The following is a 26,615-nucleotide window of genomic DNA, read 5'->3' as shown; positions in this document are numbered from 1 at the left end:
GTGCTATCGTCTCGCTATAGATAAGCGACCGGGCCGGCACACGTGCCGCCTGGCGTGCCCTGGCCTTCGACATCCACTCCAGAGATGACTTTTGTATCTGTCCTCCTCGCGCTGATCGCCGAGCAGTTCCGCGCCCTGGGCCGCAACAATCCGATCTACGACATCGTGCGCGTGCTGGCCGAGCGGGCGGAGCACGCCTTCGACACCGGGCGCCCGCGCGATACGGCGCTGGCCTGGTTCACGGTGGTGCTGCCGCTGACGCTGACCGCCATGGTGGTGCACTACCTGCTGGCCTCCATCAGCGTGGCGCTCACGCTCGCCTGGAACGTCCTGCTGCTCTACCTGACCCTCGGTTTCCGGCAATTCAGCCACTTCTTCACCGATATCCACGAAGCGCTCAATCGCGACGATCTGCCGCGCGCCCGCGCGCTGCTGCACCAGTGGACCGGTCTCGAAACCCTTGAAATGCCTGTCACCGAGATCGTACGGCATACGCTGGAAGCCGCCATCGTGGCGGTCCACCGGCATGTGTTCGGCGTGTTCTTCTGGTTCCTGGTGCCGATCGGCCCGGGTGGTGTCATCTTGTACCGCATCGCCGAATACCTCGCGCGCCACTGGAACCTGCCTTCCACCGAGCGCAGCCCCGCGCTGGGGCGGTTTGCCGCGCGGGCCTTCTACCTGCTGGACTGGATCCCCTCGCGGCTGACCGCGGTCGGTTTTGCCATCGTCGGTAATTTCGAGGATGCGGTCTATGCCTGGCGCAACCACGCGCGCAAGTGGAACGATGCCGTCAACGGCATCCTGCTCGCCAGTGGCGGCGGCGCGCTTGGCGTGCGCCTGGGCGCGCCGCTGGCCGAGGAGGATTCCACCGTGGTGCTGCGCACCAGCCTGGCCGGCCCGGCCATCGACTATGCGCCCGGCATGGAAGACGACAGCGAGCCTGAGCCGGCCGCGCCTGAATTCGGCATGGAGCCGAACGTGCGTACGCTGCAATCGGCGATTGGGCTGGTGTGGCGTGCCGTGGTGCTGTGGATGCTGCTGCTGGCGATGCTGTCGCTGGCGCTCTGGGTCGGCTGAGCCGGATTGCCATCCCGCTATCGCCAACGCCCGCGCTTGCCGCGGGCGTTTTGTTGGGTGCGCTCTTTTGTGCGCCTATGTACTCTTATGCGCGCTAAGGCTGCCGCGGCGCCCCGCATTGCCAGCACGAATTGAACTGCGCTTCGTGCCATTCCCCGCATGACAGGCATTGCCACCGTGGCCCCGGCTCCGGATTGGCCGCCGCGCGCAATACCGCCCAGGCCTGGGTTTCCATTTCGTCATCGATCAGCCAGACCTGCGGTGCGCTCTCGCGAAACGGGATATCGCCCATCGCGCCGGCCAGCCAGGTATTGCGCATTTCGGCACGGATGCCGGCGGCTTCCAGCAAGTTCTGGCAGTGTGCCGCATGGACTAGGGAAGGGGTCGAGAGCAGTAGTTTCATGGGGATCGGGCATGCCGTTGCAGGCACGCCCGATCACCTTACCACGGCTTTTGCTGGCGGGATTCGTGCAGCAGTTGCGTGTAGAGCTGGTGGCGCCGTCCGGAGATCTCGCCCGCCTTCATCGATTCCAGCACGCCGCAGCCGGGCTCGTTGATGTGATGGCAGTTGTAGAAGCGGCACTCGGTCAGGCGCGGACGGAATTCCGGGAAGGCACGCTCCAGCATGCCTTCGCTCAGGTGATGCAGGCCGAATTCCTGGAAGCCCGGCGAATCGATCAGGCAGCCACGCTGGCGGGCCTGGGGATCATTGCTTTCGCCATCCATGGTTGCGTCGCCATCCACGCTGGCCGGCAGGTGGTAGAGGCGGGTAAAGGTGGTGGTGTGCTTGCCCGAATCCAGCTTGGCCGAGATTTCCCGCGTCTGCGCTTCCACGCCGGGGATCAGCAGGTTCAGCAGCGAGGACTTGCCCATGCCCGACTGGCCGATCAGGATGCTGGCGCGGTGCGCCAGTTGCGGGCGCAGTTGCGCCAGCGTATCTTCCGGCGAGCCGTGCACGGACAGGAACAGCGTCTCGTAGCCCAGCTCCTGGTATAGCGCCAGCCGGCCGCGGGCTTCTTCCAGCCGCTCGGTCAGGTCGATCTTGTTGAGGATGATCAGCGGCCGGATGCCGAGCGCCTCGGCCGACACCAGCGCACGCCCGAGCAGGTCTTCCGAGAAGCCCGGCTCGGTCGCCAGCACGATGACCACCTGGTCGATATTGGCCGCCAGCAGCTTGGACTTGAACTGGTCGGAGCGGTGCAGCAGGTTCTTGCGCGGCTTGAAGCCGGTGATCACGCACTGGTCGGAGGCGGCGCGCTCGATGGTGACGCGGTCGCCCACCGCGCACTCGCTGCGCTTGCCGCGCGGGAAGCCGTGCAGGCGGCTGCCGTCGTCCAGCTCGATCACATAGTGGCGGCCGTGCGCGGCGACGATCAGCGCCTCTTCGGCGGCGGCGCCATTGGCGTTGGCTTTGGCAGCGCTTGCGGCGCGCTGCGGGCCTCCCCGGGCGGCGCGGCTCATGCCTGCGCCAGCAGGCGGTCGATCCGCTGTGCCGCTGGTGGGTGCGAGTAGTAGAACGCGCTGTAGATCGGGTCGGGCGTCAAGGTGGAGGCGTTGTCCTTGTAGAGCTTGACCAGTGCCGAGACCAGGTGGCCGGCATCGGTCTGGCCGGCGGCGAAGGCATCGGCCTCGAACTCGTGGCGGCGCGAGGTCTGGCTGGCCAGCGGCCCCAGCAGGAAGGTGAAAACAGGCAGCGTCAGGAAGAACAGCACCAGGGCAAGCGCATGGTTGGTGGTGCCGAGATTGGGCAGCACGCCCAGGCCCGTGTAGAACCAGGTACGGCTGGCCAGCCAGCCCAGCGCGGCCAGGAAGGCCAGGCTCAGCGCGAAGCTCACCAGCATGCCCTTGAGGATATGGCGGCGCTTGAAGTGGCCGAGCTCGTGCGCGAGCACGGCTTCGATCTCGTCGTCGGCCAGGCGCTCCATCAGGGTGTCGAAGAAGACGATGCGCTTGGCGGCGCCGAAACCGGTGAAGTACGCGTTACCGTGCGCGCTGCGCTTGCTGCCGTCCATCACAAACAGGCCACGGCTGCGGAAGCCGCATTTTTCCAGCAGGCGCTTGATGCGCGCTTCCAGCGTGGCGTTGGCGAGCGGCTCGAAGCGGTTGAACATGGGCATGATCACCGAGGGCGCAATCATCTGCACGAAGATCGTGAAGGCGATCCACGTCAGCCACGTCCATACCCACCAGTATTGCCCCATATGTTCCATGAGCCACAGGACGGCAAGCAACAGCGGCAGGCCCAGCGCGCAGCCGACGACGGCCATCTTGGCCAGGTCGGCCAGGTAGAGCTTCCAGCTCATGCGGTTGAAGCCAAAGCGCTGCTCGATGCCGAACTGGCCATAGAGCGAGAAGGGCAGGTCGACCAGCCCGCCGATCACGGCCACGCTGCCGACCAGCGCCACGCTGTAGGCATAGCCCGGGCCGAAGGTGCCGAGCCAGAACTGGTTGATCCACTGCAGCCCGCCCAGCATGGTCAGGACGATCAGCAGGCCGGAGCCGGCCAGCACTTCCAGCATCGACAGCCGGGTGCGGGCGATGGTGTAGTCGGCCGCCTTCTGGTGCGAGGACAGCGTGATGCTGTCGGCAAAGCGGCTGGGTACCGCATGACGGTGTTGCGCCACATGGCGCACCTGGCGGGCTGCCAGCCAGAGCTTGGTCAGCACCATCAGCATCAGGGCGGCTAGGAACAGAAACGTGAACATCGGGCAGAGCCTTGTCGTGTAAAGCCGTCGCGTACGCGGGGGCGGCCGGATCGCCGGAGCGGGTGCCGGACCGCTTTGGAACCGGGAGCGGCAGCGGATATGCGAGAATTATAAGTTGTTCGCGCCCTCCGACCGTGTTTGTCATCGGGAACTCGGGCGCGCCTTCTTCTTTGCCTCTCCTTCGATTGCAGTCCAGATGACCAGCCAAAATACCCACGTGCCCAGCGGCGCCAAATCCGTCAAGAGCGAAAACAACCTGATCTGGCTGGACATGGAGATGACCGGCCTGATGCCGGACACGGACCGCATCATCGAGATTGCCATCGTCGTGACCGACTCCGAGCTCAATATCCTGGCCGAAGGCCCGGTGCTGGTGATCCACCAGGAAGATGCCGTGCTCGACGGCATGGACAACTGGAACAAGGGCACCCATGGCCGCTCGGGCCTGATCGACAAGGTCAAGGCCTCGACCCTGACCGAAGCCCAGGCCGAGGCCGAGCTGCTGGCCTTCCTCAAGCGCTGGGTGCCGGCCGGCAAGTCGCCCATGTGCGGCAACTCGATCTGCCAGGACCGCCGCTTCATGGCGCGCTACATGCCCAAGCTGGAGGCGTTCTTCCACTACCGCAACCTCGACGTGTCCACGCTGAAGGAACTGTGCAAGCGCTGGGAGCCGGCCATCCACAAGGGTTTCGTCAAGCGCCAACTGCACACCGCGCTGGCCGATATCCTGGAGTCGGTGGAAGAGCTGCGTTACTACCGCACCCACTTTATCCGCCATTCCGCGCCGGCGGCAGCGGCAGCGGGCGAAGCGCCCGCCGCGCCCGAGGCTCCGGCCGCTCCGGCCGCCTGATCCGCACCATCCAACGTCACTTCCGAGGCGCCCCGAGGGGCGCCTCGGTCCAACTGCCGCCCTCCCATGCTCGCGCGCATCGTCTCGATTATCACGCCGGTCATCCTGATCATCCTGGTGGGCTGGCTTTACGGGCGCCGCGCGCATCCGGACATGTCGGGCATCAACCGGGCCACGCTCGACGTGATCGCGCCGCTGCTGGTGGTGTCGGCCTTTGTCAGCAAGGAATTCGTGCTGGCCGACCAGCTTGTGCTGCTGGGTTGCGCGGTGGCCGTGGTGCTGGGTTCCGGGCTGCTGGCCTGGCTGGCCGCGCGGCTGCTGCGGGTGGATCCGCGTACCTTCGTGCCGCCGATGATGTTCAACAACTGCGGCAATATGGGCTTGCCGCTATCGGTGTTCGCCTTCGGCCCGGTCGGCCTGGCGCCGGCGGTGGCGTTGTTCGCCGCGTCCAACCTGATGCACTTCACCATCGGCATGAAGATCGTCAACCGGCATGCGTCGGTCACGCAGATCGCGCGCAATCCGATGGTGCTGGCGACGGTGCTGGGGGTGGCCTTGTCGCTGGCGCGGCCGTGGTTCGCGCTGCCTGAGCCGGTGTTCCAGTCGATCAAGCTGCTGGGCGATGCGACCGTGCCCTTGATGCTGTTCGCGCTGGGCGTGCGCATGAAGGACGTGAGCCTGCGCAACTGGGGCATGGGCGCGATCGGCGCCGTGGCCTGTCCGCTGACCGGCATCGCCTGCGCCTTGCTGCTGGCGCAACTGGTGCCGCTGACCCAGCTCCAGCGCGGGCTGCTGTTTGTGTTCGCGTCGCTGCCGCCGGCCGTGCTCAACTTTCTCGTGGCCGATCATTTCCGGCAGGAGCCGGATCAGGTGGCTTCGATCGTGCTGCTGGGCAATGTCGCCGCAGTGGTGTTCGTGCCGCTGGGGCTGTATCTGGGGCTGCGCTGAGGCAGCCCCGCCGGTGATTCAGGCCGCCGGCCGGGTGCGAATTGCGTGCTTGGGACGCCACGCCTTGGCCACGGCATCGTCGGTCTCGATGTAAGGGCCGCCGATCAGGTCGACGCAGTAGGGCACGGCGGCAAAGATGCCTTGCACGATGGCTTTGCCGTCTTCGCCGCGCAGGCCTTCCAGGGTTTCGCGGATGGCGCGCGGCTGGCCCGGCAGGTTGATGATCAGGGCGGCGCGGCTGGCGGTTTCGCGGATCACCGCCACCTGCCGCGACAGGATGGCCGTGGGCACGAAGTGCAGGCTGACTTGGCGCATCTGCTCGCCGAAGCCGGGCATTTCCTTGGTGCCCACCGCAAGCGTGGCCTCGGGCGTGACGTCGCGCCGCGCCGGGCCGGTGCCGCCGGTGGTCAGCACCAGGTCGCAGCCGGCCACGTCGACCAGTTCGATCAGCGTGCGGGAGATGACTGCCTGTTCGTCGGGGATAAGGCGTTCCACGCCCTGCCAGGGCGAGGTCAGGGCGTGCCCGAACCACTCGCGCAGGGCCGGGATCCCTTCGTCCTGGTAGGTGCCGGCCGAGGCGCGGTCGGAGATCGAGACAAAGCCGACCAGCAATTCGTCCGGATGGTTGCGGGCAATGGGATGAACCATCGCGTGCGTCGTGGTTTGCGTCATCTTGTCCCCAATGGGTTTGGCGTCCTGGTTATTCTTCGGCGTCCGGCTCGGCTTGCGGCTCGTCGGATGCCGCCGCCTTCTTGCTCTCCAGCGCATTCTTGATGGCCTGGAACAGTTCGCGGAAATAGCGCGGCGGCTTGTTCATCTCGTGCTCTTTGCGCGCATTGCGGATGATGTTGCGCAGCGCCTGCACATCGATGGCCGGGTGTTCGGCCAGGAACTTGGTCAGGGCGGCGTCGTCCGCCAGCAACAGTTCGCGCCAGCGCTCCACCAGGTGCAGCTTGGCCGTCTCGGCCTTGCTGGCGCCCTTGAAGCCTTCCAGTACGCGCTGGATGGCTTCGACCTCGTCGTCGTCCAGCTTGCGCATGACCTTGCCCACGAACTGCATCTGGCGGCGTTTTCCTTCGTGGTTGGTGATGCGCCGCGCGTCGCGGATGGCGTCGGCCAGCGCTTCGGGCATGGGCACGCGCGCCAGCCGGTCCTTGGGCAGCGCTTCGAGTTCCACGCCCAGGTCCTGCAGGGCGAGCATATCGCGTTTTTTCTGGGACTTGCTCTTGGGCAGGTCGTCGTCGTCGGCCGGTTCGGGGGCGAACTGGCCGGGGAAGCCGGAGGCGTTCCGGGGGGAGGTGCGGGAGTTTCGCGTCATGGGTGGCATTTTATCTTGCTATGATTCTTGTTTGGACTTTTGATGACCGCGCCCACAATGGATCAATCCGCCGACCAGACCGCCCATTTCACTTATACCCAGGCCCAGCTTAGCGAGATGGCCGCCGATGTGCTGCGGGTGGCACGCGAACTGGGCGCCACCGACGCGGCAACCGAGATTTCCGAGGGCAGCGGCCTGTCGGTCTCGGTGCGCAAGGGCCAGGTGGAAACCATCGAGCAGAACCGCGACAAGGTGGTGGGCGTCACGGTCATGATCGGCAAGCGGCGCGGCAACGCCAGCACCTCGGATTTCTCGCCCGCGGCGCTGCGGGCCACGGCGGAGGCGGCCTACAACATTGCCCGCTTTACCGCCGAAGACGATTGCGCGGGTCTGGCCGAAGAGGAGTTGCTTGAACGCAACCCGCAGGATCTCGACCTGTTCCACCCGTGGAATATCGACGCCGAACAGGCCATCGAGATCGCGCGCCGCGCCGAAGCCGCCGCCTTCGCGGTCTCGCCGCGCATTCGCAACAGCGACGGCGCCAGCGTGTCGGCCCAGCATTCGCAGTTCGTGCTGGCCACCTCGCGCGGCTTCACGGGCGGTTATCCGTACTCCCGCCACTTTATTTCCTGCGCGCCGATCGCCGGCACCGGCAGCGGCATGCAGCGCGACGACTGGTACTCGTCCAAGCGCGCGCCCGACGCACTGGCCGCGCCCGAGGACATCGGCCGCTATGCCGCCGAACGCTCGCTGGCCCGCCTGAACTCGCGCAAGCTGTCCACGCGCCGTTGCCCGGTGCTGTTTGAGGCACCGCTGGCGGCGGGCTTGCTCGGCGCCTTCGTGCAGGCCGTGTCCGGCGGCGCGCTGTACCGCAAGTCGACGTTCCTGTACGACACGCTGGGCAAGGCGGTGTTCGCGCCGCACATCCACATCCACGAACAGCCCCACCTGCCGGGCGCCATGGGCAGCGCCCCCTTCGACGAAGAAGGCGTGAAGACCCACGCGCGCGACGTGGTTCGCGCCGGCGTGGTGGAAGGCTATTTCCTCTCCACCTACTCGGCCCGCAAGCTGGGCATGAAAACCACCGGCAATGCCGGCGGCTCGCATAACCTGACGTTGTCCAGCTCGCTGACCGCGCCGGACGACGACTTCGCCGGCATGTTGCGCAAGCTCGGCACCGGCCTGCTGGTGACGGAACTGATGGGGCAGGGCGTGAACTACGTGACGGGCGATTACTCGCGCGGCGCCTCGGGCTACTGGGTCGAGAACGGCGTGATCCAGTTTCCGGTGGAAGAGATCACCATTGCCGGCAATATGGTGGAGATGTTCCGCCAGATCGTGGCGATTGGCGCCGATTCGCTGGTACGCGGCACCAAGGAAACCGGCTCGATCCTGATCGAGCAGATGACGATCGCGGGCAACTAAAGCCACGGCGGCGGCCTGGTTCCCGGGCCGCCGCGCGTTTCACGCCGGCAATGTCTTATTCCTCGCCGGACGGCGGGCGCTCGTAGGTAACGAAGGCGTAGTCGAAGCCATTCGCTTCCGAGTGATGCGATTCGCGCGCGGTGGTGATCCACTGCTGCGGGTCGATGGGGGGAAACACCGCATCGCCTTCGACATCCGCATCGATCTCCGTCACCACCAGCCGGTCCGCGCTGGGCAGCGCCTCGGCATACAGTTGCGCACCGCCGATCAGGAAGATCTGCTCGACGCCGACGCATAGCCGCTGCGCTTCCTCGAGCGAGTTCGCCACGTCGCAGCCTTCGATGCGCAGGCCGCGGTTGCGGCTCACCACGATATTGCGCCGGCCCGGCAGCGGCCGGCCGATCGATTCCCAGGTCTTGCGGCCCATCACGATGGGCGCGCCCATCGTGGTGCGCTTGAAGTGCGCCAGGTCCTCGGGCAAGCGCCAGGGCAGGGTGTTGTCGCGGCCGATCACGCCGTTGCGGGCCTTCGCCACGATCAGGGTCAACAGCGTCATACGGCCACCGGTGCCTTGATGGCCGGATGCGACTCGTAACCCACCAGTTCGAAGTCTTCGTACTTGTAGTCGAAGAGGCTGTCCGGCTTGCGCAGTATCTTCAGTTGCGGCAGCGCCATCGGCTCGCGCGCCAGTTGCGTTGCCACCTGTCCGGCGTGATTGCTGTAGATATGGCAATCACCGCCGGTCCAGATAAAGTCGCCCACTTCCAGTCCGGTCTGTTGGGCGATCATGTGCGTCAGCAGCGCGTAGCTGGCGATATTGAACGGCACGCCCAGGAAGATATCGGCGCTGCGCTGGTACAACTGGCAGGACAGGCGGCCTTCGGCCACATAGAACTGGAAGAAGGCGTGGCAGGGCGGCAGCTTCATCTGCGGAATCTCGCCCACGTTCCAGGCCGACACGATCAGCCGGCGGGAGTCCGGGTTGCTGCGGATCTGCGCCACCAGTTCGCTGATCTGGTCGATGTGCCGGCCGTCCGGCGTCGGCCAGGCGCGCCACTGCGAGCCGTAGACAGGTCCCAGTTCACCGTTTTCATCTGCCCATTCGTCCCAGATGCTGACGCCGTTGTCCTTCAGGTACCTGATGTTGGTCGAGCCTTGCAGGAACCACAGCAGTTCGTGAATGATCGACTTCATGTGCAGCTTCTTGGTGGTCACCACCGGGAAGCCTTCGCGCAGGTCGAAGCGCATCTGGTAGCCGAACACCGAGCGCGTGCCGGTGCCGGTGCGGTCGGCCTTTTCGGTGCCATGCTCTTGCACATGGCGCATGAAGTCGAGGTACTGTTTCATCGGCGCGGGTGTTGGGGAAAGTGACGCGACAGCGTTGTGCGCGTAATGGGGCAATCTGCCCGGAGGTCGGCAAATTGCTAAAGGCCTAGCATTTTATCGCAAAGCAAAAAGGGCCGCCTCGCGGCGGCCCTCCTTTCATGGTCCGGCGTCCTCAGGTGCCGGCGCCATCGTGCATTACTGCGCCGCCGTGGTCGGAGCCCGGCGCTTCTGCACCAGGTAGCCACCGCCCAGCACGCCGCCGATGACCAGCACGAACAAGCCGTAGTAAGCCAGGGCGTTGGTGTTGAAGAACTCCTTCACCAGCGGCTCGCTGACGATCATCTTGACTGCCGTGAAGGCCAGCACGCCGGCGCCCACGAAGATGACCGACGGGAAGCGCGACATCAGCTTGAGCACCAGGCTCGAGCCCCACACCACGATGGGGATGCTGATCAGCAGGCCGAGCACCACCAGCAGGAAGCTGCCGTGCGCCGCGCCTGCCACTGCCAGCACGTTGTCCACGCCCATCACCGCGTCGGCGATGATGATGGTCTTCATCGCGCCCACCAGGGTGGTCGCGCCCGCGCCATGTTCGTCGCCATTGCCGTCGTCGGACAGCAGCTTGTAGGCGATCCACACCAGGGCCACGCCGCCGACCAGCAGCAGGCCAGGAATCTTGAGCAGCCAGACCACACCGATCGTCATGGCCGAACGGACCACGACTGCGCCGACCGTACCCCAGACGATGGCCTTCTTCTGCAGGTGGGGCGGCAGGTTGCGCGCGGCAAGCGCGATCACGATGGCATTGTCGCCGGCAAGCACCAGGTCAATGACGACGATGGACAGCAGTGCCGTCAGGAACTGCATCGTGAACAGATCGGTAAACCATTCCATAAAATCTCCTCGAAACAACGATAGCCAAAAGCCGTGCGCAAACACCGGGTTAGCCTGGAGACATGTTGGTTGGGAGCTGTGGGGGGCGCCTTTGCAAACCATGAAACCAGGTTGCAAAGGTCTTGCTCGACCGCCATATGGTTGTTGGCGCGGTCAGCACAACCGGAGGCTATTTGTGATCAGCCTCGGAATGACGATTGTGCTAAGGGCAGGGCCCCGGAGCTACTCCCCTTTGAGGGACGAATCCGTTCGGATCAGGCCGAAGCGGAAGCGCTGAGGCGGATTATAAACGAAGCCACATGCTTTGTGCTGTTGTGAATGTTTTGTAAGGCGCACTTTACGTCGGATATCGCGATGCCATCGACGGGCAGAGACTCTTCCCTGGGCGCCGGCAGGACGATATACGGAACCGATGGCGCTTTCCGTGTCATTCTTAGTGAAGATTACGGCGCCCGGAAGGGTTTGTGCATTGCGGTAAGCACACTCCGCGCGCGCCAGCTATTCTGAGTAGACTGGCTTTTGGCCGATGCGCCCCAGACGTCACCGGAGGCGCATCCCTTGCCAGCCCCGCGCATGCGTGACGTGCGGGCACCTGGGGGTTTCATGCATTGCCATCGACCAACAAGGAAACGTCATGCCGGCCGTCCCGACCCCGTTGAACCCACGCCACAGCCATTCCCAATCCAACCGCAACGCCACTTCGGCCCTGCAACCCAACGGCAGCCAGGCCAGCACTGCCGTCATCGCCAACGGACACGCGCTGCCGAATCCGGTACCGCGGCTGGATTTCATCCAGCAGTACCATGAGGACAGCGGTGCCCTGCGCGGCGAGATCACGCGCGGCCTGCTGGCCCCCGCCGCCAGCATCAGCCCCAAGTTCTTCTATGATGTACTTGGCTCCCGCCTGTTCGAGGCCATCACCGATCTGCCCGAGTATTACCCCACGCGTACGGAGGCCGCGGTCTTCTCCGCGTTCGCGCCCGCTATGGCCGCGCGTGCCGGCAGCGGCTGCGTGCTGATCGACCTTGGCGCGGGCAATTGCCAGAAAGCGGCGCGGCTCTTCGGCAGCCTGCAGCCGGCGCAATACGTCGCACTCGACATTTCGGTGGAGTTCCTGCGCGGCACCTTGTTCTGCCTGCAGCAGCAGCATCCGCAGATTCCCATGCTCGGCCTTGGCGCCGACTTGTGCGTGCCGCTCGACCTGCCGCCGGAAGTCAGGCGCGGGCGCCGGCTGTTCTTCTATCCGGGATCCAGCATCGGCAACTTCGCGCCGGAGCAGGCGCGGGCCTTGCTGCAGCGTCTGCGGGCGGCCGCGGGGAGGGGGGATGGCGTGCTGATCGGCGTCGACCTGCTCAAGGACGAGCAGGCGCTGGTGGCCGCCTATGACGACCCGCTAGGCGTTACCGCCGCCTTCAACCGCAATGTGCTGCGTAACCTGAACCGCATCGTCGGCAGCGATTTCCAGCTCGACGACTGGCGGCACGCGGCCAGCTTCGACCTCGAGAACTCGCGCATCCAGATGCACCTGCGGGCCGGGCGGGACGTCACCGTGCGCTGGCCGGAAGGCAGCCGCGCCTTTCGCGCCGGCGAGCGGATTCACACCGAGGATTCCTATAAGTACCGGCCGGCCGATTTCGCCACACTCCTTGCGGCTGCGGGCTTCGACGATCCGGTCTGGTGGACCGATCCGCGCGGCTGGTTCGCAGTGTTCCATGCGCGCGCCTGAGCAGGGCGGCAGGCGCTGCGCGGGCGGGGATGGTGCTGGTGTCATAATGCCCGCATCCCTCCTTGGGGGCGCGGCGCATGAGGCGCGCCGCCCGCCGGGCAAACCAACCGTGGGCCATCCCATTCACCGTCAGGGTTCTTGATGAGCGGCTTTTCCATGCTTCCCGACCTTCATTTCAATGGTGGCAAGACCGTCTGGACGGACGCCCGGAGGCTGCCCCGCGAGGGCCTGGCGCAGGCGCTGGTGGAAGCGCGCAACCGCACCCTGGCCTGGCTTGCCGCGTTCGGCCAGACGCGGCGCGGCTGGGAGGTGCCGCGGCAGGATTTTGCGAACCCGCCGCTCTGGACGCTGGGCCATGTCGCCTGGCATGCCGAATGGTGGTGCCTGCGCGATGTGCGCACGCTGGAGCGCGATGGCCTGCCGTTGCGGGCCGCCGGGGTTCCTTCGTTGCTGGCCGGCGCGGACGAATGGTTCGATCCCGAACGCATCGATCCCGATGCCCGCTGGGAGGCCACGCTGCCCGACGTAGCGGTGGTCAAACGCTATGCCGCCGAGGTGCTCGAAGCCACCTTGCGCCGGCTGGCGGCGCAACCGGACGATAGCGATGCGGCGCTCTACGCATGGCGTCGCGCGCTGTTTCACGAAGACAGCCAGGGCGAGGCCCTGGCTGCGCTGCTGCAGGCCGTGGGCATGGCGCCGGTGGAGCCGGCCGTGGCGCTGCCTTCCGTGTCGGTACCGCACGCCGGCACCTTGCAGTTTCCCGGTGGGCGGTTCATCCAGGGCTGGAATGAGCCGGATGGCTTCGCGCTGCCCGACGAACTGCCGCCGCAGCCGACCTATGTGCCAGCCTTCGAGATGGATGCCGCGCCGGTCAGCAATGCGCAGTTTCTCGATTTCGTCGAGGACGGTGGTTATGAGCGCGCGGCATGGTGGACGGTGGCGGGGCACCAGTGGCTGATGATGCAGGACCGTTCCGCGCCGCGTTACTGGGCCAGGCATCCGGAGTCCCGGGCGTGGATGGCGTTGCGCTTCGGCAGCCTGCGCACCTTGAATCCTGACGAGGCGGTACGCCACGTCAGCCTGTTCGAGGCGCAGGCCTGGTGCGCCTGGGCGGACCGGCGCCTGCCTACGGAAGCGGAATGGGAGCTGGCGGCGGTGCAGGCGCGCGGCGGCTTGCGCTGGGGCATGGTTCGCGAGTGGACGGCGACGCCCTACGAGCCCTATGCCGGTTTTGTCGCTGGCCCGGCCGATGTGGAGTTCGTTGACTGCTTCGCCACGCACCAGGTGGTGCGCGGTGCCTCTTTCGCCGGCGTGGCGCGCCAGCGCCATGCGCGCGCGCGCATGGCGCTGCTGCCGGAGGACGATTTCGCGTTCGTGGGCTTTCGCAGCTGTTCCATATAGAGAGGGCCGGCTGGCCCCTTCGTCTGACGTCTCACGCCAAATGAAAAAAGCACCCGAAGGTGCTTTTTTCATTTGTTGCGATGGAGCGCCGCATAGGCGACGCATCCATTCAACCGCGCGAATTAACGCTCGAAACGCGAGCGGCCACCGGTGTTGCCGTTGCCGTTGCGCTGGCCGCCGAAGCCGCCGCGGTTGCCGTCGCCGAAGCTGCGGGGCGCGCCGTCGCGGTTGCCATCGCGGTTGCCAAAGCTACGGCCTTCGCCGCCGCGGTAGCCACCGTTGCCGCCGTTGCCTGCGCCACGGTTGCCGTCGGCGAAGCTGCGGGGAGCCGCGCCATCACGGTTGCCGAAGCCACGGTTGTCGCCGCCGCGGTAGCCGCCTTCGTTGCCGAAGCTGCGCTGGCCGCCGGTCGCGCCCTGGCCGCGATAGCCGGTGCTGTTGCCATTGGCGTTGCCGAAGCCGCCACGGTCGCCAAAACCACGGTTGCCGTCGCGATCGCCGAACGGGCGGTCGCCTGCGGGACGCGGGGCCCCGTCACGGCTGCCGAAGCCGCGGCTTTCGCCGCCGCCGAACTTGCGGTCGCCAAAGCTGCGGTTCTCACCGCCGCGATAGCCGCCGCCATTGCTGTTGCCACGGTAGCCACCGCGGTCACCGCCCGGCTTGCCGCCGAAGCCGGAGCGCGGCTTGGGCGAGCGGCGCGGTTCCAGGCCTTCGATCACCGAAGCGTCGACGCGGTTGTTGGTGAAGCGCTCGATGCGCTTCCACTGGAACATGTCGCCATGGTTCACGAGGTTGATGGCGACGCCCGAGCGGCCGGCACGGCCGGTTCGGCCGATACGGTGCACGTAGTCTTCGGCTTGCTTGGGCAGGTCGAAGTTGACCACGTGGGTGATGTCCGGCACGTCGATGCCGCGTGCGGCGACATCGGTTGCCACCAGGATGCGCAGGTTGCCGCGGCGCAGCGACGTCAGGGTGCGGTTACGCGCGCCCTGGGTCATGTCGCCGTGCAGCGCGCCGGCTGCGAAACCGGTATCCGACAGGCGCTCGGCCAGCGAATCGGCATCGCGCTTGGTCGCGGTGAAGACGATGGCTTGCTTGAGCGTGGCGTCGCGCAGCAGGTGGTCGAGCAGCTTTTCCTTGTGCGACATGTCATCGGTGAAGTGCAGGCGCTGTTCGATATTGCTCTGGTCGGCGCGGGTCGCGGCGATCTCGATGCGTTGCGGGTCGCGCAGCTGGCGCGAAGCCAGTTGGGCGATGCGGCCGTCCAGCGTGGCCGAGAACATCAGCGTCTGGCGGGTGGCCGGGGTAGCGGCAACGATGGCGTCGATATCGTCGGCGAAGCCCATGTCGAGCATACGGTCGGCTTCGTCGAACACCAGCATGTCCAGCGCGGACAGGTCGATGCGGCCGGCTTCGACGTGGTCGAGCAGGCGGCCAGGCGTTGCCACCAGGATGTCAGGCATCTTCGACAGCGCGGCGAGCTGCTTCGGATAGGGCATGCCGCCCAGGATGCTGGCGCACACGATGCGGCGCAGGTGGCGGCCATACTTGGCGGTGGCTTCGGTCACCTGCAGGGCCAGTTCGCGCGTGGGGGTCAGCACCAGCAGCGCGGGTTGCGCCGGCGACGGACGGGGGCGCTTGCCCTTCATGCGCTTGACCGGATCATCGGAACGCGGGCGATTCGGCGAAGCCTTTTCGCTGATGCGCTGGATGGCCGGCAGGATGAAGGCGCCGGTCTTGCCCGAGCCGGTCTGGCTGGACACCAGCAGGTCGCGGCCAGCCAGGAAGGCGGGAATCGCTTGTGCCTGCACCGGGGTCGGCGTGGTGTAGTTCAGTTCAACGAGGGCGCGCAGGATTGCTTCTTCGAGGCCAAGCTTGGCAAAGCCGTTCTCGGCATTGACGTTGGCGGCGGCGGCAGGCGCAACGGCTTCCGGGCTGAGCATGGCGTCGAGCTTGTCGAGCGGGCTCGGTTCCTGGATAGCGGGCGTGGCGATGGCGGCGGCTTCGGTCGATGCGTCGGCGGCGGAGGCAAAAGCTTGCTCCGCACGAATGTCGTGCTGGGTCATGTCGTAGTTTTCTTTAAATGCATGGCACCCCATGCCGAACTAGCGAACAGGGGCGGGCGCAGTGCAAAGTCTTAAAAAGGCTTCGGCGCCAATCGGTGAGGCCGTTACGACAGACACAGCTGACAGTACGGCGGCAGGCAGGGCGACACCGGGCACAAGGCCGGGCGCGCGGTCCCTGGCAGGCAAACAGCTCTGTAGAGCTATTCAACAGGATCGGAGACGAGGCGACGTCGGTGAGAAATGCGTTCTGTCGGGTATCACCACTTGGCCTTGATTCAACAACTTTAAGGCAGGCCAGCCGGCGGGACCGGGAGCAGAGCTTGAGAGCGGGGGCGGTATCGCCTGCCGGAAGAGACCGGTAGACGTGTTGCACAACTCACAGTGCGAACTCACGGCGCGAATTATAGCAGAAACAAAAGTAAGTTTGTTGCACTGCGATAGGAATTACTTTGAGGTGCCGAACGGCGATTTTTGAGGCTCATTGGGCGCTTTTCATGGGGGTTTGCCGATCCCGCATTCGATATTGCATCCGCAGGCCGCCTGCCTATACTGAATCCGTCGGGCGCATCGATGCCCGGCAAGGTGGCGGACCGATGAGAACCCGCTGACCTTCCTCGGCGCTTTGCTTTAAGTGCCGCTAGCCGCTGATATCGCGGCAGTCGGCGTCATTGCCAGCTTTCCTTTGGCTCTCCGGGTGGTCCGGAGGGACGTCCGCGTCATGGGCGGAATCATGGGAAAACCTGCTTGCACGGCTGTTGCCGCGATAGCGCCGGCGTTGACCTGGATGGTCCGGACCGTCCGCAACCAGCCCGCCAGTGTACTGGCGGGCTTTTTCGTTCGTGCTCCGGGTTTGGGGTACCGCAAGCGCTACTTCCGGCTTCCGTTAAGCTGACCCATATGTTGCACGGGTAATCCATTGATACCTTTGCTAACAGCCGGAAGTCTCGCGTCAAGTTATTCTCGGGCCTGAAACTGGCAAAACGAGATAGCGATGACGAGAAGGATTCTTTTGTGCGCGGCGGCTGTAACTGGCTTGATGGGCGCACTGGGCATGGCGCCTGCGGCACATGCACAGGTATCGGTCAATGTGTTGATCGGCGTGCCGCCGCCGGCTCCCGTCTATGAAGTTGTTCCCGTGGCGCGCCCTGGCTACGTCTGGGCGCCCGGCTACTGGGACTGGGATGATCGCGGCCACAAGCACAAGTGGAAGAAGGGCAAGTGGGAGCGCGAGCGCGCGGGCTATGTCTACGAGGCGCCGCGCTGGGTGCAGGCGCGCGATGGCTGGGTGCTGGTGCCCGAGCGCTGGGATGGCAGGCCGGGCAAGAAAGACAAGGGTTATCACTGCCCGCCGGGACACGCCAAGAAGGGCGAGTGCTGAGCAGGGGAGCGTGGCTGGTGAGGTTTTGATATACTCCGGGCCTGCTCCCGGATCCGCGCCGCCAAGGCGCACCAACATGTCCACGGAGTCTGTCCTCTCGCCGTAGTTCAATGGATAGAACACGCGCCTCCTAAGCGTGAAATGCAGGTTCGATTCCTGCCGGCGGGACCATAATGAAGTCCGCAGAAGTTCTCTGAAGTTCTCCACCCCTAAATAAATCAAGGCATCCCGGGCATTTGGCGTTTGCCAAAGTTCGCATTGTTTCGAGCAGAGACTTGGAAATGACAAATCCTGAGATGACGAAGAACAGATCCACGCCGCTCCGTAGGCTTGTGGCATGGACGGCTTCGTAAAACCAAGCCGGCGCCGGGAGAGCAGGGTAGTAGTGCTGGACCAGGATGAACGCGATCGAAATCCCGCGAAGCATCTGAATTTCTTGGTTCTTCCCGTGCGGCTTCTCGGCCGTCATGCGTAGGATCCTTTTTTGGGCGGCGTATTGTATTACGAACGGCGTTGTCGAATTTGAACTCGGCTGCCTGAGCCCCCGGCGCCCGTGTTCTGTTCGGAAATACGCTATCCTTCCGCCGTCAAATTAGACGTCCGGGGGACGGCGCGTGGCATTACAGGGTGAAAACAGGGGTGGCGGGCCCATCCTCTGGGTCGACAACATCAAGTTGCTGGCGATGTTGGGGGTGATTTCCTTCCATTTCTGGCTGTTCTTCAACAAGCGGACTACTGATCCGCTGCACTTTCTATCCAGCGTCAAGGCCTTCTTGTCCATCCCGTTTGAGTTGGGCTGGCAGGGGAATCAGTTATTTTTCGCGGCAAGCGGCTTGGGGCTTGCTCTGTCGTGCATGAGGAAGCGTCCGAGTTGGACGCAGTTCATAGTGGCCAGGGCATGGCGGATTTACCTGCCATACTGGGTCACCATTAGCACAATCCTCATCTATCAAGCCGCTATGCGCTGGGCAGGAAGCTGGGATGTGCCCTATGTGTTGCCGAAGAGCGCTCAGGAGTGGGTCGCCAACGTGTTTTTGCTGAACATAGGCGGAACCACCTACCTTTCCACGCATCATTGGTTCCTGTTTAGCCTGGTGGTTTTGTACGTGGCGTTCCCGTTGTTCTTCGCTCTATGCAGGAAACTTGGCGTGTTCGCGCTTGTCGTCACAACGTGCATACAGGCGGCTGTGCTCAAGTTCCCTCCGGACCTTGGTGTACTCACGCCGTTCACGTATATCTCCTTTGTGATGGGATCTTTTTGCGTCGGTATCCTCTTCGGCATTGCTTTGCACGAGGATCGCCAGAAGCTTGAAAGTCGGCTGAGGAAGAGTTGGCCGATTGGTTTGGTCCTTTGGCTCGCGGCTACGTTGATGAGCCTGTACAACATCGGCGCCGCAGCGGTCGACCCGCTGATTGCCATCAGCGGTTTCATCTGCGTCTACCAGATAGCCCGGCTACCGTGGTCATTTGCTTGGCTGAACAAGCTCAGCTTTGAGATCTACCTGGTGCACATGCCGTTCGTCGGCTTCTATCGGCATTTCTTCGGATTCGTCGAGCAGCCGTTGTGGGCGATCTATGTCTTCTACCTTGTTTCCACGGTGGCTATGGCCGCGCTCGTCCACATGCTGGTCGTCCTGGTGGAGGCCGGGCTGCGCCGTTTGCGAAGTAGCGACAAGGGGCTTCAGCCAGCCTCCTAATACTGAGACTCTGAACTATCACCATGCCGCCCTCGGGCGGCTTTTTTACGCCCGCGTCCTGCGGGCTTTTTCATTTCCGGGGTCACAAATGTCCGAACCAATCAGCGGCAGCGCCGCAGCCGGCGCTGCTGCCTTCAAAGCCTTCGGCGGCCCGGCGGCGGTTGCCGCCGGCGCCTCCGGCCTGGCCGCCCTCGTAGTGATGATGATGATGATGATGATGACTCCACGAAGCCCAAGAGAGTGGGCGGTAGGGCTGATTTCTACCGTCGTTTCCAGCGTCGCCGGGGGCGCGGCCGTCGTGCAGAAGCTCGGGCTGCAGGCCTGGACGCATGATTACATCGGTCTGGTCGCACTGTTCGGCGTCGTGTTCGCCTGCGGCCTGCCGGGCTGGGCGGTGGTGCGCTGGCTGTTCAACTTCATCGAGAAGCGTCGCGACAAGGACCTGGCCGAGGTGGCGGAGGACGTGCGTGACGCGGTGGCTGGGGCGAAGCATGGCTGACCCGCTTATCACCGCGGTGCAGCTGCACGCCATCATGCCGCTGGCCGGCGCGCGCGCCGATGTGTTCGCTGCGCCGCTGGCCACCGCCATGCTGCAGTTCGAGGTCAATACGCCCACACGCGCGGCCGCCTTCGTGGCGCAGGTCGCGCACGAGTCCGGGCAGTTGCGCCTGTTACGCGAGATCTGGGGCCCGACGCCGACGCAGCGCCGGTATGAGGGCCGGGCGGACCTGGGCAATACCGAGCCCGGCGACGGAAAGCGGTTCATGGGGCGGGGCCTGATTCAGGTCACCCGCCGCAAGAACTATCTGCTGTGCGGGTTCGGGCTGCACCTGGACCTGCTGACGCATCCCGAACTGCTGGAACTGCCTGTGCACGCGGCGGCGTCCGCCGGTTGGTACTGGCACACCCATAGCCTGAACCGGTTCGCCGACGCTGGCGACTTCGTGGGTCTGGCGCGAGCCATCAACGGCGGGATCAACGGTATTGCGGAGCGGCGCGCCTTCTGGGCGCGCGCCAAAACTGCATTGGGGGTTTCATGAGCATCCTATCGAAGGTCCTTCAGGACTCACCGGGCAACGGGCTTTCCTTCTGGTGCCCTGGCTGTGATAGCCCGCACCATATCCAGCACGGTGCCGGTGACGGACCGCGTTGGGGCTGGAATGGCGACGTGGAGCGCCCGACGTTCACGCCGAGTGTGCTGACCTGGTGGGATGAGCCGGCCGCTGCAGGCAACCCCGATGAGCTGCGCGCCCAGGTCGCGCGCAAGCGCGCCGATCCGAGTTATCAGATCCCGTACGTCAAGAAGACCTGCCACAGCTTCGTGACCGATGGCCGCATCCAGTTCCTGGGCGACTGCACGCACGCGCTGGCGGGCCAGATCGTGCCGCTGGCCGAGTTTCCGGAGGGGTGGGGCCGCTGACGGCCCCAAGTTTTCTTTCAGCCTTCCCAGTTTTCTTTCATTCCAGCCGCCTTCGAACGGTTTTTTTTCATTCGACTTGCCGTTCCCGCTCTGGATCACCCAGAGGAATGCGCGGGAAGGCTACCAGTTCAGTCCCACGGAGGTGATCCACCATGCCGATTCTTGACGCTATCGGGGCGGTCATCAAAGCCGTCTTCGCCACGCCGCAGCGGATCTTCTTCGTCGCGGTGCTGGTGGTGCTGGCGCTGGCTGGCGGTTCGGTGCTGGTCTACCGGCACGAGCGTGACGCTGCTCGCGCCGAGCTGGCTCAGGCCTTGGCCGACCTGGTCAAGGCCAAGGGTGACAACCGGGCGCTGGCCGGATCTCTGACCACCCAGAACGCCGCGGTGGCTGCCCTTGAGGCGCAGGCCAAGCTGCGGCAGTACCAGGCAGCGAAGGCCGACGCCGAGGCTCAGGCAGCTCAGTCCAAGTACACGCTGCTGGCCGGCAAGATCCAGGCGCAGGTGCCGGGGTCGGACCTGTGCGCATCGCTGCATGGATTGCGCGAGACCTTTATGACCGAGCGGGGGAAGCTATGAAGTGGCAACTTGCGCAAAAACGCAATTTCGCGGCGTGTGCGGTACTTGCGGTGCTTCTGCTGGCCGGCTGCGCCGCCGCGCCGCAGATGATCGAGAAGCCGGTGGAGGTGAGGGTGCCAGTGGCCGTGCCGTGCGAGACGCCCGAGATCCCCGAGCCGGATTGGCCGTTGGCGAAGGTGCCGGAGACGGCCGGCGACTTCGAGTTCTTTCGCGCGGCGCTGGCCGAGCTGGCGCTGCGCGGGGGGTATGAGGTCAGACTGAAGGCAGCAGTGGCGGCGTGCCAATGAGCGCGCAGCCGAGCAGGGGAAGCGGCTGACAGACCTGGAGAATGAAGTTCGGGCGCGGGGCATTCTGGGCTGAGAGAGGTAGCGCTCCCTTGGCCTATCAACGGCCTCCTGCCAATCGCTCAATGGCCAAGATGCCAGCGCGCATCTTTTCAGCGGCCGATGCATTCGAGGAATGGACAGTGATTCGCGGCGGGACGAAGTCCCTAAGCGCCACGGCCTCCTCAATCCACAGGATGACGTCGTAGCCGGTCCCGCGCTCATCGTCTCCAAGATCATGGTCGAGGCTCAGATCGGTGACCTCACCGGTTTCAAGTAGTGCTATTGTTTCTGATGGCCAATACGCTCTCGTCCAGCCCGCGGGCGTGGGGCGTTCGTCGTCCAAGTAGACCTTCATCGCTCAAGCCTCCACGAACCCGGCATGTTGTCGGGCGGCGCGATCGTGGTAGCCCGTGGCCGCATCGACAACCTCGCGCTTGCAAGTATCAATGACCCTTTGGCATTCGCGAATTATCTCAAGGCTCTGTTCAAGGTCGAGGCAGCCGCTTGGATCGGTCATTGGGAATGGATGGCCCACTATAGCGACTGTCATCGTGCTACTGTCGAACTTCCGCCTAGGCTTGCTAACCGCCAGTCCCAGCTTGCATGCGTGGCCAACGATTAGGCTAGTCCACATGTCTCTGAGACGGACTTGCTCCGCAGGAGTAGAAACGTCTATCTTGAAGAACAGTTTGTTCTCACGATCGCTGAGCACTACCCGCAAGTAAATCGCCGCGCCATCGACTTGCACCTTGTCTCCGAAATAGCCATAGTGCCCCCCGGTCTGATCGGGGCAATACTTCCATGATCCGCTGTCTAGGTCTCGCTTGAGGCGCGAGAGGAAGCCGATTCGAGCGTTCTTCCCCCATTTCTTCACTGGAATAACGGGATAGCCCTGGACTAAGGTCTCGATGCGCTCGAGGTGGCATGCGAAGTCCTCCAGAATGTCACTCTTCAAGCGTCCTTGACGTCCGCTCTCGGTACCAAGTAGATCAATCAGATCACGCCGATGCAGGACATGATAATCCGCATCCGTGACAGGAGAATAATCGCACTGATCTCCAGTCTGAAGGTAAATCAGTACCGAATGCGCTATGCGGTCCCGCGCCTTTGCGAGGTGGTTCTTATATCGATGAAGCTGATTACTGTGCTGCTTGGTTCCGACTTTATCCTCTATAAGAATTACAATTTCCTCGTTGATCCAACACAGGATGTCGATATTTGCTTCCTGCTGGACGACGCGGACTCTTCTGACCTCCTGTGGCTGAGGGCAGGAGGCGCTTCGTGAAAGGAGTGACCGGACGAAGGCCTGGCCGAACGCATGCAATTCTGGACAAGAATCGCGGAAATGGACGTCCGCCACTGCCAGGATCCAGCAGATTACCGCGTCCTGAGACAATTCGGACGTCGCGTACTTGAAGAGGTTTGGTCGCATTGCTGCAACTGGGAGGGCATCTTCGAGGGTGTTCCTCATCAGTGGGGGGTGGTCATCCATCGGGAGTGTCATTGGTGCTTGTCCTTGGCCGGCTTCGAGAAGCCGGTGTCATGTGCGATTCTGCCAGCAACCGGCGCGCGAGCGGTAACGGCATTGTCAAGGCAGAGTCGCCGTCCGGCATAGGGCAGGACACAGCAGTGAAGGATGCACGCAAAATGCATCTCGATGACCGCGCTTGGAGGCTGCTTTCAGCTAGGCTCGGTTGTTCACTGGGCACTAGGTGACTGACCGCGATGGGTAGGCCAGAGCCATTGAGTCTTAACCGCATCTACCCCACCAGCCTGTCATTCTGGAATAGGAAAGGTATCCTACAGTGCGAAAGACGAGGCCGGCTATTCCGTCGCTTTGACCTGATAAAGGAGAAAATGTGGCATCCTTCGCATAAAAAGAAGGGGTCACATGAACAAATTCCTACTGGTCGCTGTCGCGGTCGCCGCCGCCTGGTTCTACTTCAAGCAATCTCCCAAGGCCGAACAAGCTGCCCAGCCTGCTGAACCCATGATTGAAGCGACAGCACTTCCGGCAGCTTCGCCGGTCTTTCAATGTCAGGGGAAGCAGCACTGCAGCCAAATGACTTCCTGTCAGGAAGCTCGCTTCTACCTGCGCAATTGCCCTGGCGTGAAGATTGACGGTGACGGAGACGGGATCCCCTGCGAAGTGCCACCACTGCAGTGTTCATAGATGGCGGTGGCACAGCGCGCGCCGTATTAGATCCGGCTGGAGGCCGCCGTGGCCGCTTGTCAATTAGCGCGCGGCGGAGCAGGGGAGGTGGCTTGGCGAATCTGGAGAACGAGTTGGGGTAAAGCGTAGGTACTCTGGTGCGCTGATGGTAGACACCTTAGAGGGAGAAAGGGGTGTAGGCGCAGGGAGATGGCGCCTACACCTCGGAAAGCAACAAGGGGTCCAATCTGTTGCCATCGCTAATGATAATGCGTCGCATCAACAGCTGGTACCCTACTAGTGATGGGCGCGCGACGGAGTGCGCCGGCTCATGGACCTGGCGGACGAGGTGCGGGCGCGCTGGCGGTAAAAAAAAGCACCCGCTGCCGGGAAGGAGTGGGTGCTGAAGGAAAGACGGCGCAATCGCGTTTGCCCGGCATCACTCTAGTGGAATTAGGTCCGAGGGAACATAACTCTCTCGATGGGATGCGCAAGGCTACTCGGCAGCTTTTGCCCGCGGCGCGCGCGGCGCCGGCGCAGCGTCCATTAGCTCGGGGGGGTAGGGCCGCATGAAGCTGTGCGCCCGCTCCGGATCCCGACACGTCAGCCAGTCACCCCACTCGGCGCGCGGCACGATGACGATCATCCGCTTCTCCTTTCCGGGGGCGTGGAAGCGGTTCACCAGCGGATGCTTGTCCGAGTTGATGGTAAGCATGGTGAAGCTGAACACTTCCGCGCCGTCCTCGTCCGGCCAGGCGCGCCACAGCCCAGCGATGGCAAACTCAGGCTCGTCCTTCAGCCAGATCCGCCAGCGCACGGACTTGGTCCCGCTCTCATAGTTGGGCTCGTAGAACGAACTGGCCGGCACCAGGCAGAGCTGGCCCTTCTTCCAGGGCCCTGAGAACGACCGCTTCTCACCGACTGTTTCCGATCGCGCGTTGGTCGTGTCGAATTTGGCCCCGCCGGGCGGGATCCGGGTCTTTGGCACCATACCGAATGTCCCCACCAGCGCCTGTCGGCCGCCACCGTTGCTGACGATGAACGGCGCGGCAGTCCGGCCGGGTCTCCAGCGGATAGTCGAGCTGCGGTGGCTCGACGCCGAACACATCGCGCAGCAGCTGGCGCTGCACGGGGGCGTAGTTAGTGCAAATCCTCATCTCCTTGCGGGGCGTGAGCGGCAAACCTCGCCCGTGCCTTGAGGCGCCTTCAAGGCACGGCCTGGGATCATCCGGCCGGTGAATCAGTGGTCATGGCGGCGAACCAGGTGTTGGATCACCTTCGATAAGGCATCTCAATCGGGCGGCGTCTTTCCTACCGATCCCGGACTGGAAGATATTCAACAACTGCAAACGCGTCAGCGATGTTCATGTTTCACTCGGCAGCGGGTGTCCTGTTGTTGCCTGTGCGCCGTGTTGGGCAAACTAGAAGCGTGGCAAGCGATGGGCGATACACCGGCCGGCAGGACGCCATGTCCACATGCAGGTGATAGTTCGCAAGCAGTTGGCGCATAGAGTCGGTGAAGTCGATGCCATCCCATAGTGCGGAGATTTCGCCCCGATGGGACATGACTCTTTCGTTGATGATCCGCTGGATGGCTTCGTTGCGCCCAGGGCCTGAAAGGTTCGAGATCGGGTAGACGAACGGGGGGTTGTCTGGCCATTGCGGAGCGAGGTACCCCACCGGACCGTTCACTAGATTGAGAACCAGCGACTTCTGCGGCAGCTTGGGAAGCTCGGTGGAAAAATACAGGTTCCCATCCATCGGCGTTCTTCCCCAGTTCGGGGATCTCGTCAGGATGGCGGCGGAGCCATATACCAGCACCGCAATCCAGAGTGCTTTTCGTCGGTGGCCGCTATCGATCGCTTCCCCAATTACCATACCCGCCATCAGGATCGACAGTATCTCCAGCAGGATGGCATATCGGTAAATGCCAAACATCGTCATCCAGAACAGGTACATTCCGACAAAGGTGATGCTGAGGAATAGCTTAAATTGAGATTGGCTGTCCACGGCGCGATTTCGAAGCCAGAGGGCCGCAGATTTTGAAAGCCATAGTAGGGCGATGACCCCGCCAATCAGCAGTCGCGGATCACGCATGTTCTCTTCTGTGTGAAGCCGATTCTTCTCAAACGCAGTCTTTATCGGGAACCAGAGATATTCGACCCATGTTCCCGGCAAGAACCTTGTGTCCAGCATGGTCGCCTCATCGAGGAGTGGCGAGCGAAACAAACTGTTGAAGAACGGGAATAGCGGGTTCTGATAGTCCCGATACAAAACCCACATCCACGGCCCGGCGACTGCGGCGAATGAAACGCATCCACTTACGGCGTAGAGCGCCAAGTCGTTAGCGGTCGCGCGCGGGCTCCGCCACGACAGGGAGCAAAGCAACGCAAGTGTGATTGCCAGGGTTGGAATGGCTGCCGTGAGTTTGAGTCCTGTAGCCATCCCGAGCGAAAGGCCGGCAATGACCAGCGCCATTCTGGTAGTCAGGTTCCCTCGATGCGAGGCGAAGATCGCCCAGATCGCCAGCAATGCAAGCGCGGTTGTCGTCCACTCGCCCGAAGTGGTATTGGCCTGGGAATACCCTGCAGCGCCGACCAGCGCAAGGAAGCAAGCCAACCCGCGATTGATTCTCGGGGCCCAGCCAGGCGCTCGATGGGCGACGCCTATGGTCCCAATGATGTTCCATGTGACAAAGACAGCCAGCCCGAATGGGATCCCCATGAGCAGCACCGAAACGTAGTCAGGGAACGTCGTGGCACAGTAGTAAAACGGAAGGTCAATTACTGGGTTGAAGAATGTTTGCAGTTGGGCTGGATACAGATCGACGCTCAGCCGATCGTTGAGCAGCGCCCATGGTGCATAGTAGTGATAGTTCAGCAGATCCCAGCTGAGGTCCTTGCCGCGAATCATGGAAATGATGCAGCCCAGAAGGATGCTTGCTCCCAGCTTGGTTATTCTGCAGGACGGGTGAATCCTTTGCTCATACCAGTTTGCGGCTACGGTCAGGCTTCTTCTCATGTTCGCTGTGCACATCCTCATCTCCTGGCAAGGGCGTGAGCGGCAGCACCCGCCGCGCCTTCTCGGCAACACGCCGGTGCTTGTCCTGCGCATCTTGCCACGTCGCGGAGGTGAATATCTTGTCGATGCCGGGGGCGATCAGGTGGGTCAGGAAAACTGGTTTGTCGGTCATCGTGTCCGACCATGGGCAGAAGCATGTCCAGACGCGGGCATCCTGCTCGGGAAGGTCAGTGCGCAGCACGAAACGTTTGAACCAGCCCCTCAGAAATTCATGATGGGCGTTCCCGTCCAGCGTATGGGCCGGCTG

General features: G+C 63.6%; 27 protein-coding genes, 1 tRNA gene and 1 pseudogene. 15 read left to right on the top strand and 14 right to left on the bottom strand.

What is annotated here, in order from left to right; genetic code table 11:
• The first annotated feature begins 84 nt into the window (after positions 1-84).
• Complete coding sequence (locus AC1DS6_RS06190; RefSeq protein ID WP_441626906.1) at positions 85-1,077, top strand: CobD/CbiB family protein; 993 nt, start codon at positions 85-87, stop codon at positions 1,075-1,077.
• Between the two features lie 94 nt (positions 1,078-1,171).
• Here the strand turns inward: AC1DS6_RS06190 and AC1DS6_RS06185 are convergent, their stop codons facing one another.
• Genes AC1DS6_RS06185 through AC1DS6_RS06175 form a run of 3 tightly spaced genes read right to left on the bottom strand, consistent with a single transcriptional unit; the run spans position 1,172 to position 3,782 of the window.
• A complete protein-coding gene (locus tag AC1DS6_RS06185) occupies positions 1,172-1,480 on the bottom strand; it encodes a putative signal transducing protein (RefSeq protein ID WP_441626904.1) in 309 nt (102 codons plus the stop codon).
• Between the two features lie 38 nt (positions 1,481-1,518).
• Positions 1,519-2,538, bottom strand: coding sequence for a ribosome small subunit-dependent GTPase A (rsgA, locus tag AC1DS6_RS06180; RefSeq protein WP_441626902.1), 1,020 nt, complete (start codon positions 2,536-2,538; stop codon positions 1,519-1,521).
• Positions 2,535-3,782, bottom strand: a complete 1,248-nt coding sequence (locus AC1DS6_RS06175; protein ID WP_477102272.1) for a M48 family metallopeptidase — start codon at positions 3,780-3,782, stop codon at positions 2,535-2,537. The genes rsgA and AC1DS6_RS06175 overlap by 4 nt, the downstream gene beginning before the upstream one ends.
• A gap of 196 nt (positions 3,783-3,978) precedes the next feature.
• Between AC1DS6_RS06175 and orn the strand changes: the two genes are divergently transcribed.
• Positions 3,979-4,632: an oligoribonuclease gene (orn, locus tag AC1DS6_RS06170; protein WP_441626898.1), complete on the top strand. Its 654-nt coding sequence runs from the start codon at positions 3,979-3,981 to the stop codon at positions 4,630-4,632.
• A 66-nt stretch (positions 4,633-4,698) separates the two neighbouring features.
• A complete protein-coding gene (locus AC1DS6_RS06165) occupies positions 4,699-5,580 on the top strand; it encodes an AEC family transporter (protein ID WP_477102271.1) in 882 nt (293 codons plus the stop codon).
• Positions 5,581-5,598: 18 nt separating this feature from the next.
• Here AC1DS6_RS06165 and mog read toward each other — a convergent pair whose 3' ends face one another.
• The gene (mog, locus tag AC1DS6_RS06160; protein WP_441626894.1) at positions 5,599-6,252 is read right to left on the bottom strand and encodes a molybdopterin adenylyltransferase; all 654 of its coding nucleotides are present in this window, start codon (positions 6,250-6,252) and stop codon (positions 5,599-5,601) included.
• Positions 6,253-6,280: 28 nt separating this feature from the next.
• On the bottom strand, positions 6,281-6,898 hold the full coding sequence (yjgA, locus tag AC1DS6_RS06155; protein WP_414629473.1) for a ribosome biogenesis factor YjgA: 618 nt from the start codon (positions 6,896-6,898) through the stop codon (positions 6,281-6,283).
• Positions 6,899-6,955: 57 nt separating this feature from the next.
• On the opposite strand from yjgA, the gene pmbA reads away from it, so the two are divergent.
• Positions 6,956-8,323, top strand: a complete 1,368-nt coding sequence (gene pmbA / locus AC1DS6_RS06150; protein ID WP_441626942.1) for a metalloprotease PmbA — start codon at positions 6,956-6,958, stop codon at positions 8,321-8,323.
• Positions 8,324-8,378: 55 nt separating this feature from the next.
• Here the strand turns inward: pmbA and AC1DS6_RS06145 are convergent, their stop codons facing one another.
• The 3 genes from AC1DS6_RS06145 to AC1DS6_RS06135 all read right to left on the bottom strand — a co-directional run bounded on the left by AC1DS6_RS06145 (position 8,379) and on the right by AC1DS6_RS06135 (position 10,543).
• Positions 8,379-8,879: a dihydrofolate reductase gene (locus AC1DS6_RS06145; RefSeq protein WP_441626892.1), complete on the bottom strand. Its 501-nt coding sequence runs from the start codon at positions 8,877-8,879 to the stop codon at positions 8,379-8,381.
• Positions 8,876-9,670 (bottom strand): thymidylate synthase, encoded by a 795-nt coding sequence (locus AC1DS6_RS06140; RefSeq protein ID WP_441626890.1) that lies wholly within the window; start codon positions 9,668-9,670, stop codon positions 8,876-8,878. Before AC1DS6_RS06140 ends, AC1DS6_RS06145 begins: the two co-directional genes overlap by 4 nt.
• 174 nt (positions 9,671-9,844) lie before the next feature.
• Positions 9,845-10,543, bottom strand: coding sequence for a TerC family protein (locus tag AC1DS6_RS06135; protein ID WP_045239580.1), 699 nt, complete (start codon positions 10,541-10,543; stop codon positions 9,845-9,847).
• A 634-nt stretch (positions 10,544-11,177) separates the two neighbouring features.
• On the opposite strand from AC1DS6_RS06135, the gene egtD reads away from it, so the two are divergent.
• Positions 11,178-12,269, top strand: a complete 1,092-nt coding sequence (gene egtD / locus AC1DS6_RS06130; protein ID WP_441626888.1) for an L-histidine N(alpha)-methyltransferase — start codon at positions 11,178-11,180, stop codon at positions 12,267-12,269.
• Between the two features lie 141 nt (positions 12,270-12,410).
• Positions 12,411-13,670 (top strand): SUMF1/EgtB/PvdO family nonheme iron enzyme, encoded by a 1,260-nt coding sequence (locus tag AC1DS6_RS06125; protein WP_441626886.1) that lies wholly within the window; start codon positions 12,411-12,413, stop codon positions 13,668-13,670.
• 122 nt (positions 13,671-13,792) lie between these two features.
• On the opposite strand, the gene AC1DS6_RS06120 is transcribed toward AC1DS6_RS06125, so the two are convergent.
• Positions 13,793-15,736: a DEAD/DEAH box helicase gene (locus tag AC1DS6_RS06120; RefSeq protein ID WP_276286664.1), complete on the bottom strand. Its 1,944-nt coding sequence runs from the start codon at positions 15,734-15,736 to the stop codon at positions 13,793-13,795.
• A gap of 991 nt (positions 15,737-16,727) precedes the next feature.
• Between AC1DS6_RS06120 and AC1DS6_RS06115 the strand changes: the two genes are divergently transcribed.
• The 8 genes from AC1DS6_RS06115 to AC1DS6_RS06080 all read left to right on the top strand — a co-directional run bounded on the left by AC1DS6_RS06115 (position 16,728) and on the right by AC1DS6_RS06080 (position 21,096).
• Complete coding sequence (locus AC1DS6_RS06115; protein ID WP_441626884.1) at positions 16,728-17,114, top strand: YXWGXW repeat-containing protein; 387 nt, start codon at positions 16,728-16,730, stop codon at positions 17,112-17,114.
• A gap of 96 nt (positions 17,115-17,210) precedes the next feature.
• A tRNA-Arg gene (locus AC1DS6_RS06110) sits at positions 17,211-17,285 on the top strand.
• Between the two features lie 443 nt (positions 17,286-17,728).
• Positions 17,729-18,811, top strand: coding sequence for an acyltransferase family protein (locus tag AC1DS6_RS06105; protein ID WP_441626882.1), 1,083 nt, complete (start codon positions 17,729-17,731; stop codon positions 18,809-18,811).
• An 88-nt stretch (positions 18,812-18,899) separates the two neighbouring features.
• On the top strand, positions 18,900-19,310 hold the full coding sequence (locus AC1DS6_RS06100; RefSeq protein ID WP_477102270.1) for a hypothetical protein: 411 nt from the start codon (positions 18,900-18,902) through the stop codon (positions 19,308-19,310).
• Complete coding sequence (locus AC1DS6_RS06095) at positions 19,303-19,851, top strand: glycoside hydrolase family 19 protein (protein WP_477102269.1); 549 nt, start codon at positions 19,303-19,305, stop codon at positions 19,849-19,851. The genes AC1DS6_RS06100 and AC1DS6_RS06095 overlap by 8 nt, the downstream gene beginning before the upstream one ends.
• Positions 19,848-20,231 (top strand): ubiquitination-like system serine protease family protein, encoded by a 384-nt coding sequence (locus AC1DS6_RS06090; protein WP_441626876.1) that lies wholly within the window; start codon positions 19,848-19,850, stop codon positions 20,229-20,231. Before AC1DS6_RS06095 ends, AC1DS6_RS06090 begins: the two co-directional genes overlap by 4 nt.
• Positions 20,232-20,383: 152 nt before the next feature.
• Positions 20,384-20,809 (top strand): hypothetical protein, encoded by a 426-nt coding sequence (locus AC1DS6_RS06085; protein WP_441626874.1) that lies wholly within the window; start codon positions 20,384-20,386, stop codon positions 20,807-20,809.
• Entirely contained in the window at positions 20,806-21,096 is a 291-nt protein-coding gene (locus AC1DS6_RS06080; RefSeq protein ID WP_441626872.1) for a hypothetical protein, read from the top strand. The genes AC1DS6_RS06085 and AC1DS6_RS06080 overlap by 4 nt, the downstream gene beginning before the upstream one ends.
• A 97-nt stretch (positions 21,097-21,193) precedes the next feature.
• On the opposite strand, the gene AC1DS6_RS06075 is transcribed toward AC1DS6_RS06080, so the two are convergent.
• Together AC1DS6_RS06075 and AC1DS6_RS06070 are read right to left on the bottom strand one after the other, a co-directional pair.
• Positions 21,194-21,490, bottom strand: a complete 297-nt coding sequence (locus AC1DS6_RS06075) for a cyclic-phosphate processing receiver domain-containing protein (RefSeq protein ID WP_477102268.1) — start codon at positions 21,488-21,490, stop codon at positions 21,194-21,196.
• 3 nt (positions 21,491-21,493) lie between these two features.
• On the bottom strand, positions 21,494-22,627 hold the full coding sequence (locus tag AC1DS6_RS06070; RefSeq protein ID WP_441626868.1) for a PD-(D/E)XK nuclease family protein: 1,134 nt from the start codon (positions 22,625-22,627) through the stop codon (positions 21,494-21,496).
• Between the two features lie 399 nt (positions 22,628-23,026).
• Here AC1DS6_RS06070 and AC1DS6_RS06065 point away from each other — a divergent pair, with 399 nt between their 5' ends.
• Complete coding sequence (locus AC1DS6_RS06065) at positions 23,027-23,308, top strand: excalibur calcium-binding domain-containing protein (protein ID WP_441626866.1); 282 nt, start codon at positions 23,027-23,029, stop codon at positions 23,306-23,308.
• A gap of 475 nt (positions 23,309-23,783) precedes the next feature.
• On the opposite strand, the pseudogene AC1DS6_RS06060 reads toward AC1DS6_RS06065, so the two are convergent.
• The 3 genes and pseudogenes from AC1DS6_RS06060 to AC1DS6_RS06050 all read right to left on the bottom strand — a co-directional run.
• A pseudogene (locus AC1DS6_RS06060) lies at positions 23,784-24,438 on the bottom strand (SOS response-associated peptidase).
• A gap of 220 nt (positions 24,439-24,658) precedes the next feature.
• The gene (locus AC1DS6_RS06055) at positions 24,659-26,308 is read right to left on the bottom strand and encodes a hypothetical protein (RefSeq protein WP_441626864.1); all 1,650 of its coding nucleotides are present in this window, start codon (positions 26,306-26,308) and stop codon (positions 24,659-24,661) included.
• Positions 26,271-26,615, bottom strand: a 345-nt coding sequence (locus AC1DS6_RS06050; RefSeq protein WP_477102267.1) for a hypothetical protein, incomplete at its 5' end; no start/stop codon positions are given. The genes AC1DS6_RS06050 and AC1DS6_RS06055, both read right to left, overlap by 38 nt.

The organism is Cupriavidus sp. 05L310 (assembly GCF_056398185.1).
Note: the sequence above shows the minus strand (reverse complement) of the source record. Positions and strands in the feature narration are given on the sequence as shown.

Excerpts from the sequence above, each read along its gene's own strand:
- AC1DS6_RS06190 (WP_441626906.1), top strand. The coding sequence starts at position 85 with ATGACTTTTGTATCTGTCCTCCTCGCGCTGATCGCCGAGCAGTTCCGC.
- AC1DS6_RS06185 (WP_441626904.1), bottom strand. The coding sequence starts at position 1,480 with ATGAAACTACTGCTCTCGACCCCTTCCCTAGTCCATGCGGCACACTGC.
- rsgA (WP_441626902.1), bottom strand. The coding sequence starts at position 2,538 with ATGAGCCGCGCCGCCCGGGGAGGCCCGCAGCGCGCCGCAAGCGCTGCC.
- AC1DS6_RS06175 (WP_477102272.1), bottom strand. The coding sequence starts at position 3,782 with ATGTTCACGTTTCTGTTCCTAGCCGCCCTGATGCTGATGGTGCTGACC.
- orn (WP_441626898.1), top strand. The coding sequence starts at position 3,979 with ATGACCAGCCAAAATACCCACGTGCCCAGCGGCGCCAAATCCGTCAAG.
- AC1DS6_RS06165 (WP_477102271.1), top strand. The coding sequence starts at position 4,699 with ATGCTCGCGCGCATCGTCTCGATTATCACGCCGGTCATCCTGATCATC.
- mog (WP_441626894.1), bottom strand. The coding sequence starts at position 6,252 with ATGACGCAAACCACGACGCACGCGATGGTTCATCCCATTGCCCGCAAC.
- yjgA (WP_414629473.1), bottom strand. The coding sequence starts at position 6,898 with ATGACGCGAAACTCCCGCACCTCCCCCCGGAACGCCTCCGGCTTCCCC.
- pmbA (WP_441626942.1), top strand. The coding sequence starts at position 6,956 with ATGGATCAATCCGCCGACCAGACCGCCCATTTCACTTATACCCAGGCC.
- AC1DS6_RS06145 (WP_441626892.1), bottom strand. The coding sequence starts at position 8,879 with ATGACGCTGTTGACCCTGATCGTGGCGAAGGCCCGCAACGGCGTGATC.
- AC1DS6_RS06140 (WP_441626890.1), bottom strand. The coding sequence starts at position 9,670 with ATGAAACAGTACCTCGACTTCATGCGCCATGTGCAAGAGCATGGCACC.
- AC1DS6_RS06135 (WP_045239580.1), bottom strand. The coding sequence starts at position 10,543 with ATGGAATGGTTTACCGATCTGTTCACGATGCAGTTCCTGACGGCACTG.
- egtD (WP_441626888.1), top strand. The coding sequence starts at position 11,178 with ATGCCGGCCGTCCCGACCCCGTTGAACCCACGCCACAGCCATTCCCAA.
- AC1DS6_RS06125 (WP_441626886.1), top strand. The coding sequence starts at position 12,411 with ATGAGCGGCTTTTCCATGCTTCCCGACCTTCATTTCAATGGTGGCAAG.
- AC1DS6_RS06120 (WP_276286664.1), bottom strand. The coding sequence starts at position 15,736 with ATGACCCAGCACGACATTCGTGCGGAGCAAGCTTTTGCCTCCGCCGCC.
- AC1DS6_RS06115 (WP_441626884.1), top strand. The coding sequence starts at position 16,728 with ATGACGAGAAGGATTCTTTTGTGCGCGGCGGCTGTAACTGGCTTGATG.
- AC1DS6_RS06100 (WP_477102270.1), top strand. The coding sequence starts at position 18,900 with ATGTCCGAACCAATCAGCGGCAGCGCCGCAGCCGGCGCTGCTGCCTTC.
- AC1DS6_RS06095 (WP_477102269.1), top strand. The coding sequence starts at position 19,303 with ATGGCTGACCCGCTTATCACCGCGGTGCAGCTGCACGCCATCATGCCG.
- AC1DS6_RS06090 (WP_441626876.1), top strand. The coding sequence starts at position 19,848 with ATGAGCATCCTATCGAAGGTCCTTCAGGACTCACCGGGCAACGGGCTT.
- AC1DS6_RS06085 (WP_441626874.1), top strand. The coding sequence starts at position 20,384 with ATGCCGATTCTTGACGCTATCGGGGCGGTCATCAAAGCCGTCTTCGCC.
- AC1DS6_RS06080 (WP_441626872.1), top strand. The coding sequence starts at position 20,806 with ATGAAGTGGCAACTTGCGCAAAAACGCAATTTCGCGGCGTGTGCGGTA.
- AC1DS6_RS06075 (WP_477102268.1), bottom strand. The coding sequence starts at position 21,490 with ATGAAGGTCTACTTGGACGACGAACGCCCCACGCCCGCGGGCTGGACG.
- AC1DS6_RS06070 (WP_441626868.1), bottom strand. The coding sequence starts at position 22,627 with ATGGATGACCACCCCCCACTGATGAGGAACACCCTCGAAGATGCCCTC.
- AC1DS6_RS06065 (WP_441626866.1), top strand. The coding sequence starts at position 23,027 with ATGAACAAATTCCTACTGGTCGCTGTCGCGGTCGCCGCCGCCTGGTTC.
- AC1DS6_RS06055 (WP_441626864.1), bottom strand. The coding sequence starts at position 26,308 with ATGAGAAGAAGCCTGACCGTAGCCGCAAACTGGTATGAGCAAAGGATT.